The sequence below is a fragment of the uncultured Phenylobacterium sp. genome, assembly GCF_902826855.1.
Classification (GTDB): Bacteria; Pseudomonadota; Alphaproteobacteria; order Caulobacterales; family Caulobacteraceae; genus Phenylobacterium.
Window position 1 is genome coordinate 1 of record NZ_CADEGK010000147.1, and the last position, 11,619, is coordinate 11,619.

9 protein-coding genes are annotated in these 11,619 nt (G+C 67.4%); 7 read left to right on the forward strand and 2 right to left on the reverse strand.

Going from position 1 to position 11,619, the window contains the following annotated elements:
* Positions 1–169: 169 nt before the first annotated feature.
* Entirely contained in the window at positions 170–643 is a 474-nt protein-coding gene (locus QZV94_RS17730; RefSeq protein ID WP_367254750.1) for a hypothetical protein, read from the reverse strand.
* A 6-nt stretch (positions 644–649) separates the two neighbouring features.
* Here QZV94_RS17730 and QZV94_RS17735 point away from each other — a divergent pair, with 6 nt between their 5' ends.
* The 4 genes from QZV94_RS17735 (at position 650) to QZV94_RS17750 (ending at position 9,190) form a co-directional block, all read left to right on the forward strand.
* The gene (locus tag QZV94_RS17735; RefSeq protein WP_367254753.1) at positions 650–2,623 is read left to right on the forward strand and encodes an efflux RND transporter permease subunit; all 1,974 of its coding nucleotides are present in this window, start codon (positions 650–652) and stop codon (positions 2,621–2,623) included.
* A gap of 95 nt (positions 2,624–2,718) precedes the next feature.
* Positions 2,719–4,767, forward strand: a complete 2,049-nt coding sequence (locus tag QZV94_RS17740; protein ID WP_293679669.1) for a TonB-dependent receptor — start codon at positions 2,719–2,721, stop codon at positions 4,765–4,767.
* A gap of 253 nt (positions 4,768–5,020) precedes the next feature.
* The gene (locus QZV94_RS17745; protein ID WP_293679672.1) at positions 5,021–6,502 is read left to right on the forward strand and encodes a hypothetical protein; all 1,482 of its coding nucleotides are present in this window, start codon (positions 5,021–5,023) and stop codon (positions 6,500–6,502) included.
* A gap of 66 nt (positions 6,503–6,568) precedes the next feature.
* Positions 6,569–9,190 carry a TonB-dependent receptor gene (locus tag QZV94_RS17750; protein WP_293679675.1) on the forward strand — a complete coding sequence of 874 codons (2,622 nt, stop codon included), beginning with the start codon at positions 6,569–6,571 and terminating at the stop codon, positions 9,188–9,190.
* On the opposite strand, the gene QZV94_RS17755 is transcribed toward QZV94_RS17750, so the two are convergent.
* Complete coding sequence (locus tag QZV94_RS17755) at positions 9,168–9,734, reverse strand: hypothetical protein (RefSeq protein ID WP_293679678.1); 567 nt, start codon at positions 9,732–9,734, stop codon at positions 9,168–9,170. The genes QZV94_RS17750 and QZV94_RS17755 overlap by 23 nt on opposite strands.
* 240 nt (positions 9,735–9,974) lie before the next feature.
* Between QZV94_RS17755 and QZV94_RS17760 the strand changes: the two genes are divergently transcribed.
* The 3 genes from QZV94_RS17760 to QZV94_RS17770 all read left to right on the forward strand — a co-directional run.
* On the forward strand, positions 9,975–10,247 hold the full coding sequence (locus tag QZV94_RS17760) for a hypothetical protein (protein WP_293679681.1): 273 nt from the start codon (positions 9,975–9,977) through the stop codon (positions 10,245–10,247).
* Positions 10,248–10,374: 127 nt separating this feature from the next.
* Entirely contained in the window at positions 10,375–11,184 is an 810-nt protein-coding gene (locus QZV94_RS17765; protein ID WP_293679684.1) for an SDR family NAD(P)-dependent oxidoreductase, read from the forward strand.
* A gap of 11 nt (positions 11,185–11,195) precedes the next feature.
* Positions 11,196–11,619: thiamine pyrophosphate-binding protein (locus QZV94_RS17770; RefSeq protein ID WP_293679688.1), on the forward strand; the 424-nt coding region annotated here is incomplete at its 3' end.

Genomic DNA, 11,619 nt, shown 5'->3' on the forward strand with positions numbered 1-11,619 from the left:
CCGCCAGAACCTCTAGAAACCTGAGTATCAGGTACAAAACAGGGACAGCGCAATTCCTCGTCTTCCCAATATGTAGAAGGCGGCCAGACGCCTACGCCTTACAGGCTGGCTCAACGGAATCCGCGTCGTCTCGCTCGGCGCCAGGCGCGCGCAGTCTCCTGGGAAGCGTCTAGGGCTTCTTCGAGGCCTCGTACTTGGTTTTGTTTTCGGGGTCCGGTGGGTACAAGCCGGGAAGCGCGGCACCCGCGTTGACTTCGCCCATGATCCAGCCTTCGAAGTGTTCCTGCTCGACGGCCTCGTCGACGATCTCGCCGACCAGTGCCGCCGGGATCACCACCGCGCCGTCCTGATCGGCCACGATCACGTCGTCCGGGAACACGGCCACACCGCCACAGCCCACGGGTTGCTGCCAGTCGACGAACGTGAGCCCTGCGACGGAGGGTGGCGCGGCGGCGCCGATGGCCCACACCTTGAGGCCGCTCTGAAGCACGCCGCCAAGGTCTCTGACCACGCCGTCGGTCACGAGCGCCGCCACGCCGCGTTTGGCCATCCGCGCGCAGAGGATGTCGCCCCACACCCCGGCGTCCCTCCCACCCACCTGGTCGACGACGCCACCGCGGTTATCGAGAACATCGCCCGCCACTGGGGCGTGAACGACGGCCGTTCGCCCCGTCCGGCCGCGATCGAGGCGGTCGCAGAGGTGGGCAACCCCACTATCGTCGCGACGCTCACGGTGGTGGCGGCGCTGCTGCCCATGCTGTTCGTCTCCGGGCTGATGGGTCCCTACATGGCGCCGATCCCGGTCAACGCCTCGGCGGCGATGGTCTTCTCGTTCTTCGTGGCGATGGTGATCGCGCCCTGGCTGATGGTCCGCTTCGCCCGGCGTGCGCTGCACGGCGGGCCGGCCCATGCGCACGACGGAGGCCGGCTGGGCGGCGCCTATCGCTGGCTCGCCGGCCGGGTGATCGCCACCCGCCGCAGCGCGGCGATCTTCCTGATAACCGTGGGCGTCGCGACCCTGCTGGCGATGTCGATGTTCTACTTCAAGGGCGTGACCGTGAAGCTGTTGCCGTTCGACAACAAGTCGGAGCTGCAGGTGGTCGTGGACATGCCAGAAGGGACCAGCCTCGAGGCGACCCAACGTACGCTCGCGGCCGCAGCGCGCGTGGCTCAAGACGTGCCCGAAGTGTCCTCGATGGAGGCCTACGCGGGAACCGCCGCCCCGTTCAACTTCAACGGCCTGGTTCGCCACTACTTCCTGCGCGCCCGGGCGGAGCAGGGTGATCTGGCCGTGGCCCTGTCGCACAAGTCCGACCGTAAGCGTGCGAGCCACGCCGTGGCGCTGGACCTGCGCGAGCGGCTGGCGAAGCTGCCGCTGCCGCAGGGCGCCTCGCTCAAGGTTGTCGAGGCGCCCCCGGGCCCGCCCGTGCTGGCGACGCTGCTGGCCGAGATCTACGGGCCCGATCCTGAGACTCGCCGCGCGGTCGCTGCGGAGGTGAAAACGCTGTTCAAGTCCGTGCCGTACATCGTCGACGTCGACGACAGCTGGGGCGAGGCGCGACCGCGGCTGCGCCTGACCCCGAACCGCGAGCAGCTGGAGTTCTTCGGTCTCTCCGAGGGCCAGGTGTTCGATTCGATCGGCGCCGTGCTGGGCGGCTCCACTGTGGGCTACTCGCACCGCGGGGAGGGCCGCCCCCCGCTGGAGATCGCGGTGCGCCTGCCGCAGTCCGACCGGACCTGGAGCGAGCGGCTCGCGGCCACGCCGGTGGCGGTCGCCGAGACCGCCAAGGGCCGCCGGCTCGTGGAACTGGGCGAGGTGGTCGACGCGACGCGCGAGACGGGCTCCTGGCCCATCTATCGCCGCGATGGACGCGACGCCGAGATGGTCACGGCGGAACTCGCCGGCCAATACGAGGCCCCGATCTACGGCATGCTGGCCGTCGACCGGGCGATCCAGCAGCACGACTGGAAGGGCCTGCCCAAGCCGGCGATCCGGCTGAACGGCCAGCCCGCCGACGAGAGTGTTCCCACCCTGCTGTGGGATGGCGAATGGGAGATCACCTGGGTCACGTTCCGCGACATGGGCGCGGCCTTCGGGGTCGCGATCCTGGCCATCTACGTGCTGGTGGTGGCGCAGTTTAAGAGCTTCCGCCTGCCACTCGTCATCCTGACGCCCATCCCCCTCACGTTGGTGGGGATCGTGATCGGCCACATGCTGTTCCGCGCGCCGTTCACGGCCACCTCGATGATCGGCTTCATCGCGCTCGCCGGCATTATCGTGCGCAACTCGATCCTGCTGGTGGACTTCATCCGCCACAGCCAGGGCGAGGGACGACCCCTGCGCGACGTGCTGCTGGAGGCCGGGGCCATCCGGTTCAAACCGATACTGCTTACGGCGCTGGCGGCCATGATCGGCGCGGCGGTGATCCTGTTCGACCCGATCTTCCAGGGCCTGGCCATCTCGCTGCTGTTCGGCCTGGCGTCGTCGACCCTGCTGACGGTGCTGGTGATCCCGGCGATCTACATTGTCCTGCGCGACGACGGCCGGCCTTCCTCGAAGCCTGGCCGACGCCCGCCAGCGCCGACAGGGATCGAGCCTGTCCCGCTACGGGAAGCCTCCTGACTCGGGGTGCGCACGCGGCGGCAGCTTCGATTCCGATTGAGCCGCCACAATGTTATGTTATCACATAACTACATGGCCGGTGAGCGAGAGTATCCATGAGCCCTTCGACAGCCGCGCGGATCCTCCTGGCCGCGGGCGGGATCGCCGCGCTTGCGTCGCAGGCCCCCGCGCAAACGCCCTCCGAGACAGCATCGCCCGGCGCCGCGCCGACGGAGGTCGATCAGGTGATCGTCACCGGCGTGCCGTACGGCGTCACCCAGCGCGCGACGACCATAGCCACCGATGTCCTCGACGAGGAAGCCTTGGCCACGGCGCCGGCGTCGTCGCTCGGTGACCTGCTCAACGGCCGGCCTGGCCTGCGCTCCACAAGCTTCGCTCCCGGGTCGAGCCGCCCGGTGATCCGCGGCCTCTCTGGCCCGCGGGTGCAGGTTCTGACCAACGGCATCGGCCAGATCGACGCCAGTTCGGTATCCCCTGACCACCAGGTGGCGACGGATCCGGCGGAGGCGAACCGGATCGAGATCATCCGCGGGCCGGCGACCCTCGTCTACGGCGGGTCGGCCATCGGCGGCGTCGTCAACATCATCGACGACCGAATCCCCACGGCGATCCCGGATAACGGCGTCAGCGGGGTGCTCTCCGGACAGCTCTCGAGTGTCGATGCGGGGCGTGGCGGGTTCGGTCGGGTCACCGCGGGGGCGGGCAACTTGGCCATCAATATCGACGCGGTGCGTCGCAGGACGGACGACTACGATATCCCTTCCTCCGCCATCTCCCGGGTCCTGGCCGAGGCCGAAGGCATTGCTCGCGAGGACACGGGCGGCGTTCAGCCAAACAGCTGGACGGATCTGGTGACCTGGGGCGCGGGCGCCTCGCTCGTCGGGGAAGCAGGCTACCTCGGCGCATCCTACAAGGACACCGACAGCGAGTACGGGACCGTCGCGGAAGACGAGGTGTTCATCAAGCTGCGCCAGAAGCGCATCGACGTCCGTGGCGAGCACCGGTTCTCGGAGGGCTTGCTCGACGCCGTCCGGGGCAGCTTCGGGAAGGCCGACTACACCCATACCGAATACGAACGGCCGGGGGAGCCCGGCACGCAGTTCAGATCGGAGGGCCAGGAAGGCCGTGTCGACTTGGTCATGCGAAAGCGCGGAAGCTGGAGCGGCGCCTTCGGGGTTCAGGCGCTGAAGCGTGACTTCGAGGCGATCGGGGAGGAGGCCTTCCTTCCGACGACCAAGATCGATGAAGGCGGCCTCTACACCGTGCAGCGCTACGACACCGGCAACCTGGGGTTCGAGGGAGGGCTCCGGTACGACCGCCGCACCCTGCGCGCGGTCCCCTTCGGGGCCACGTCGGAGCTGAAGCGAGCCTTCGACAACTGGTCGGCGTCGGGCGCCGTCTTCGTCCGGCCGGTGGCGGGCCTTTTTCTCGGGCTCAGCCTCTCGCGAACGCAGCGGGCGCCCTCGGAAGTCGAGCTCTTCGCCAACGGTCTCCACATCGCCACCGCCGCGTTCGAGGTCGGGGATGCTACGTTCGGCAAGGAGACGGTCACCACGCTGGAAGGCACGGTGCACTACGACCGCGGCCGCTTCGCAGGCGATCTCCACGTCTTCCGAGCCGAGTACGACGGCTTCATCGACGAGGTGCAGACCGGAGCTGACTTCTACTTCGCGGAAGAAGACGAGTTCTTCCCGATCTATCAGTTCGTGCAGGGCGACGCCCGGTTCTACGGCTTCGAAGCTGAGGCCAGCTATGCGGTCTGGCGGAACGGCGACCGCCAGCTCTCGCTCGAAGCTGGCGTGGACTATGTGCACGCGAAGACCGACCATGGGCCCGCCGCTCGCATACCGCCTTACTCGGCGACGGGGCGCGTCGCCTATTCCTCCAGCCTTCTCGACGCTTCTGTCGAAGTGCGCCACGTCGGCCAACAGGGCCGGCTGGCCAGCTTTGAGCTTCCCACCAAGGCCTACACGCTGCTGAACATCTCCGCTGCGGTCCGGCCATTCCGCGACAAGCGCCTCACGATCTTCGCGGAGGGACGCAACCTCACCGATGAGGAGGCGCGAGAGCATGCCTCCTTCCTGAAGGACATCGCGTTACAGCCGGCCCGCAACTTCCGGCTCGGCGTCGCCTATCGCTTCTAGGTCGTAGGGGACGTGTCGGCGACGGTGCATCCCCTTGCCGACCCTGCTTGAGCGGGCGGGCCGGGGGCGACGCTCCCGTCGCCCGCGACGGCCCGTTGGCGTCGCCACAGTCGACGCAAATACGTCACCCAACCGTTTCGGCCGCGTCATCTGCGCCGTCTACACCGGCCTCGGGCAGGCGGGGGTGTCCAGTCCCCATCGTGGGGCGGCAAGCCATTCTCGCGCGCCGTGAACCGTCACGCTGGAGAATTCGATGCGCGGTGTCGCCAACCTGAAGACCGTCCTGATTGCGACCATGAGTTGCCTCGCGCTGGCAGGCTGCGGTGGCGGCGCGGACAACGTTGCCTCACCCGGTGAGGGCGCCTTCCCGCCCAGCAGCGGCGGCAGCGGCAGCGGCGGCAGCGGGGGTGGCGTGACCCCGCCAGGCCAGGCCGCGGCGGACTGCCCCGCCGGCCTCTCGAACGTCGGCACGGTCGCCAACGGCTCCCTCCGCGCCTGCCAACTGCCGCAGAAGATCATCGGTAACCTCCTGCTGCCCAATCGCGCGGGTACGGTCTATGCCATCAGCGGTCGCGTGGATGTGGGCGACGACCGCGGCGCCGATCCCGCCAATCCGCTGGCCGGATCGCAGCAGGGCATTCTGACCATCGACCCTGGCGTCCGCATCTATGGCTCGGGCGGTCTCGACTACATCAATGTCCAACGCGGCAGTCAGATCTTCGCTGAAGGCACGGCGAGCAGTCCGATCATCTTCACCAGCCGCTCGAACATCGACGGCAACGCCGGCGCTGATCTGATTGGCCAGTGGGGCGGGATCGTCATCGCCGGTCGCGCGCCGATCGCCAGCTGCCCGGCGGGCACGACGCCGCCGAATATCAACTGCGTGGCCACCTTCGAAGGCGGCATCTCGTTCTACGGCGGCAACAGCCCGACCGACAATTCCGGCCGCCTGCGGTACCTCCAGGTCCGCTACCCCGGGTTCGAGGTGCAGCCGAACAAGGAACTGAACGGCATCACGTTCCTCGGCGTCGGTTCCGGCACCGTCGTGGATCACATCCAGATCCACAACAGCTCCGACGACGGCATGGAATTCTTCGGCGGGACGGTGCTGCTGAAGCACATCGTGATCACCGGGGCCGACGACGACAGCATCGACACCGACGAAGGCTGGCGGGGCGGCATCCAGTTCCTCATTGCGCGTCAGCGCGCCAACGGCGGCGATCGGGTGTTCGAGGAAAGCTCTGTGGGCGTTCAGGCATCGCTCAATTCTCGCCCGACGATCGCCAACTACACCGCCATCGGCTCCGGCCGGACCGGAGCGGGGGATGTCCAGATCCTCAACACGGGCACCGGCGGACGCTTCGTGAACGGCATCCACACGTCTGCCAACACGGCCACGGCCTGTCTGGACGTCGACACGCCCTCCACCGTGGCCGCCGCGCCGCGCTGGGACTCGGTGGTGCTTTCCTGCTCGACGGCCTTCCGCAACGACACGGACGTGGATGGGACGGCGGCGGCGAGCCTCTTCAACGCCGGGACCAACAACTCGTCGACCCACACTTCGACGCTGAGCGGCTTCGTGAACGGCTCCAATGAGATGGGGCGGGTCGCCTTCAACGCTTCGACCCTCAATCCCTTCTTCGAGAGCACGACGTACATCGGCGCCGTGCGCGACGGGAACGACAACTGGTGGACCGGCTGGACCTGCGGCCTGTCGGCCGGAAGCAGCTGCTGAGCCGACCTGGGCGGGGCTTCTGCCCCGCCCTTCTCGCGTCCGTCGGAACATCCAAAGGCGACCCACATGATTAAGTCTCATCGCCCGCTGGCCGGGCTGCTGCTCTGCACGACCGCTCTGCTGGCGCCAGGTATCGCGCTGGCCCAGGCGGCGCCTCGGTCGGGACCGCCGCCGGTCGCCGCCGACGCCCAGGTCGACGAGGTGGTGGTTCGCGGCCGGTTCATTCCGGAGGTCATGCGCGAGACCTCGGAGGTGGCCTCGGTCATCACGGCCGACGACCTAGTGCGACAGGGCGACGACACCGCAGCCCAGGCCCTGGTTCGCCTGGCGGGCCTGAGCGTCGTCAGCGGCCGCTTCATCTATGTGCGAGGCCTGGGCGAGCGCTACTCGTCTGCACTACTCAACGGATCGCCGCTTCCGAGCCCGGAACCCCTGCAGCGGGTCGTGCCCCTGGACCTGTTCCCGTCCAATGTCCTGGCGGGGGTCACGGTCCAGAAGACCTATTCGGTGAACTACCCCGGCGAGTTCGGCGGTGGCCTTGTCGACCTGCGCACGATCGATGTCCCGGACCAGCCGTTCATCTCCATGGGCGTGAGTCTGGGGGTGAACACGGAAACCTCCTTGAAGCGGGGCCTGACCTACTTCGGAGGCGGCAACAGCGACTCGTTCGGGGTCGACGACGGCACCCGCGAACTGCCGCTGCTGATCCGCCGCGGCATCGAGACCGGCAAGCGCATCGACGCCACGAACTTCGGCGCCGACCAGCTCACGGCCATGGGCCGCAGCTTCCAGAACGCCAATGTCAACCTGCTGCAGTCCACCAACGACGTCCCGATCAACGGCAGCGTGGACGTGGCCGCCGGGACGTCCTGGAACTTCGACTGGGGACGGGCCGGCGTCGTCGGCGTCTTCGGCTACGACAACAGCTGGTCGACGCGCCAGGCGGCACAGCAGGCCGGCGTGGTAAGCCTCGACGGCCTGTCGATCACCGAGGATCTGACCTCCAACTCGACGCAGAACGACATCGTGCTGAACGGCCTGACCCAGGTCTCGCTTCAGCTCGACGACCACACGTTCAAGTGGACGAACTTCTACGTCCGCAATGTCACCAAGGAAGCCCGTTCGGTTGAGGGCGACAGCTCACTGTCGAGCAATTACATCCGTGATGACTACACCGCCTGGTACCAGCGCGAACTTATCGACACCCATTTGACCGGCGAGCACCGGCTTACCGACGACCTGACGATCTCGTGGCGCGGTTCGTACGCGCGTACCGAGCGGGACGTGCCCTACGAACGCCAGATCCGCTATCGGCGGGTCAACGGCGAGTTCCACGACAACCCGCAATTGGACGCCAATTTCATCCGCTTCAGCGAGCTCGAGGACAAGACCTCCGGCGCCGGGATCGATGTCGCCTACCACCTCGAGAACCCGCTCATCGCCGACTTCACCGTGTCGGGCGGCTACGCCTGGTATGACAATGAGCGCATTTCGGACTCTCGGGCCTTTCGCTTCACCATGAACTTCACGCCGGACCTGAACTTCCAGCGTCAGCGCATCGACTTCCTCTATTCCGACTTCAACATCGGGCTCAACGGCCTGATCCTGCGCGAAGTCACGGGGTCGGAAGGCACCGCGGGATACACGGCGAGCCTGATCACCCATGCGGCCTACAGTCAGGGTGAAGGCGAGATCCTGCCCGCGGTCCGCGCGACGCTGGGGGTCCGCTTTGAGAGCGGCAAGCAGGACGTTCAGGCCCTGGACCTGTTCTCGCCGACCCCGCTTGCCCCCCGCACGCTGAAGAACGACTACCTCCTGCCCGCGGCTACCGTCACCTGGAACTTTGCCGAAGAGCAGCAGCTCAGGTTCGGGGCGTCGAAGACTATCGCCCGGCCACAGTTCCGCGAGCAGGCGCCGCAGCTCTATCTCGATCCCGAATCCGATCGCACCTTCATCGGCAACCCGTTCTTGTTCGACAGCGAGATCGTCAACCTCGACGCGCGCTATGAGCGCTACTTCGACCGGGGGCAGTTCGCGACGTTCGGGCTGTTCTACAAGGACATCGACAAGCCGATTGAATCCGTCGTCAACGAAACGGGCGGCGGTCTGCAGCAGAGCTTCCTGAATGCGCCGAAAGCGGTGGTCTACGGGGCCGAGGCTGAGTTCAAGAAATTCTTCGAATTCGAGACCGGACAGCCGATGCTGGACAATGTGAAGTGGCTCGTCGCGGCGAACTACACCTTCACCAAGTCTGAGGTGAAGGTAGGCGCGGGCGATGTCGTCTTCCCGCGAACCAACCTGGGCCAGCCCGCGCCGGCGCTCAACTTCGTCCTCGACGGAAGCCGCCTGCAGGGCCAGTCGAAGCACCTGGCCAATGCGCAGTTCGGCCTTGAGACGCTTGATGGCTCTACCCAGGCGACGTTCCTCGTGAACTACGCCTCCAAGCGCACCACTGCGCGCGGCCAGGCAGGAGCGCCCGACTTCGAGCAGGAGCCCGGCATCATCGTGGACTTCACGTTCCGCCACCGGTTCGAGATGTGGGGCCGCGAACTCACGGCTGGCTTCGAGGCGCGCAACCTGCTGGGCGCAGAGTTCGACGAGTTCCAGAAGCGCGGCGGCGACGAGATCAGGCTCAACAACTATGACCTGGGCCGGAGCTTCTCCGTCAGCTTGACGGCGCGCCTGTAGCATCGCGTGGCCCGCCGTCTTCAGGCTCGGGCTTGCGGGCCAGCAGGACCGCGACCTCGCTCGGCGACAGCCTGAACAGGAGGCCGATGGCGCGCATGGATTCGCCACGGCGTTGCAGATCGCGGGCGTAGCGGAGCTGGTGCGGCGTGAGCGGCGAGGCGGCGACACGAGCACGTCGGAACGTCGGCGGCTGATCGGGGTGACGCGCGGCATAGTCGGCCAGGAGCGTCAGCAAGCGCGGCGCCGGGCCGACCGGCTCCAGGCACTCCGCGGTCCCGATAAGGCGCACCGTAACGCCGCTGTCGTGGAAGTAGCGGAACAGGCGCGCCAGCCCCGCGACGCCGACCGCGAACACTTCGAGTCCGTGCACCAGGATCTGGTCGCCCCGCTTCAGGCTATACAGCAGCCGCCGAAGCACTTGCTCGCCCGAAGGTGAGAGGGATCGGGCCTCCAGCACAACGTCGCAGCCTTGCGCCTCTATGAGACGGCGCTGTGCCTGTGGCGGTGGAAGGTCCGGCGATGCCCGGACGACGCCATAGCGCATCCGGCGTGGCTCCCTGCGTTTGCTTTGCGCCGTGGAAACCGGCTTCCACACCCTGCGCTTACGGCGAGTATGTGGCCCGACCGATGCAGTTGGATGACGCCGGGGTGACGTCCTGGTGACATCGAGATCGCGAAAGTTTGAGCCTCGGATTGTCACCGCGGCGTCGCAAAAGCTTTGCGGATCGCTGATATGGGTACAGATTCGCCTCCAAGCGCGGCTGTCGACCGCCAAGGAGGAACGATGATGCGTATGCTGCTTTGCGCGGTGGCCCTGGCTGCCCTCTCCGCCACCGCTGCCGCGGCCGCTGAGAAAGCCCAACCCGCCGAGGCCGAATCCGGCCGCACCCTCTTCATCTGCGACACCTCGGCCATGACCAAGCGAGCCTTCACGCGCGAGTTCGGGAAGGTCGAGTTCGTCACCGCAGCCCAGGTCCGAAAGGGCGGCAGCTGGGATGCGCCGAAGTGCATCACCCCCGCCGAAGCTCGCAAGTTGAAGCAGGTCGCCACCAAGTAGACGCCCGCAAGACGCCGGCGGACCGGAACGGGACGGGCGGCCTAGGGGCAGGGCGCCGCGTCCCGAGGTGGACAGTTCGGAGGTGGCGCAATAGCACTTCCGTCTCGAAACCTTGGGACGGAAGCGCATGGGCAAGCTTGACGGAAAAGTCGCCATCGTGACGGGCGCGGCGCGCGGCCTCGGTCGCGCCTACGCCCGCCGGCTCGCAGGCCTCGGCGCCAGGGTCGCGGTCTCCGACCTCAACCTGAAGTCCTATGCGGAGTTCGAGGGCGAGGCCAAGGCGATGACCGCCGACACCACCGTCGATGAGATCCGCAACGGCGGCGGCGAGGCCCTTGGCTTCGAATTCGACATCGCCGACCGCGACGCGGTGTTCGCCATGACCGAGGAGGTCGCCAAAGCCTGGGGCACGGTGGACATCCTGGTCGCCAACGCCGGTGGCGGCCGCGGCCGGCCAGCGGACACCACCGCGACGCTGGTCCCGCAGGACCTGCTGGAGCTGGTCACCGGCATGAACTTCTATGGCACGGTCTACAGCTGCAGCGCCGTGGCGCCGCACATGAAGGAACAGCGGAGCGGCCGGATCGTCACGGTGGCGTCCTATGCCGGCATGGTTGCCGGGATCGGCGGCGGCTACGCCCACTACGGCGCCAACAAGGCCGCCATCGCCCACTACACGCGCTACCTCGCCCAGGAGCTCGGGCCCTACAACGTCAACTGCAACTGCATCGCCCCAGGCGTGATCGAGACTGCGCGGATCGTCGAGCTGGTGGGCGGGAGGAGCGGCAGCAACGAGGGCAACCGCGAAATCGCGCTGCGCCGCAATGGCCAGCCGGAGGACTGCGCCAAGGTGGTCGAGTTCCTCACCACCGACCTGTCGGACTATGTCACCGGCGCCGTGATCCCGATCGACGGCGGCTGGAACCGGGCCGGGTAGGGGAGCGCCTCATGCCCGTTCAGCCGCTGATCACCGAGAAGACCAAGACCGCCGACGCCGTACTGCGCGTGCTGGAGGACGCCGGCATCGACATGGTGTTCGGCATGGCCGGCGGCCATACGGGCCGCCTCTTTACCGCGCTCGCCCAGCATCAGAACTCGATCCGCACCTTCACGGTCCGCGAGGAGTCGCTGGCCGGCGTCATGGCCGAGGTCTACGGCCGGCTCACCCGCAAGCCCGGCGTCATCATCGGCCAGGGCCCGTGGGTGCTGGGCAACGGGCTGATCGGTACGATGGAGGCCCGGCTCTCATCCTCGCCCATGCTGCTGCTCACCGACTTCAGCGACAGCCCGGGCTTCGACCTGCACGGTCCCTACCAGGCCGGCACCGGCGACTACGGCGTCTGGAACGCGCGGCAGGCCTTCGCCGGCGGAA

Bases quoted from the DNA above. Each gene is read 5' to 3' on its own strand.
- QZV94_RS17740 (WP_293679669.1), top strand. From the start codon at position 2,719: ATGAGCCCTTCGACAGCCGCGCGGATCCTCCTGGCCGCGGGCGGGATC.
- QZV94_RS17745 (WP_293679672.1), top strand. From the start codon at position 5,021: ATGCGCGGTGTCGCCAACCTGAAGACCGTCCTGATTGCGACCATGAGT.
- QZV94_RS17750 (WP_293679675.1), top strand. From the start codon at position 6,569: ATGATTAAGTCTCATCGCCCGCTGGCCGGGCTGCTGCTCTGCACGACC.
- QZV94_RS17755 (WP_293679678.1), bottom strand. From the start codon at position 9,734: ATGCGCTATGGCGTCGTCCGGGCATCGCCGGACCTTCCACCGCCACAG.
- QZV94_RS17760 (WP_293679681.1), top strand. From the start codon at position 9,975: ATGATGCGTATGCTGCTTTGCGCGGTGGCCCTGGCTGCCCTCTCCGCC.
- QZV94_RS17765 (WP_293679684.1), top strand. From the start codon at position 10,375: ATGGGCAAGCTTGACGGAAAAGTCGCCATCGTGACGGGCGCGGCGCGC.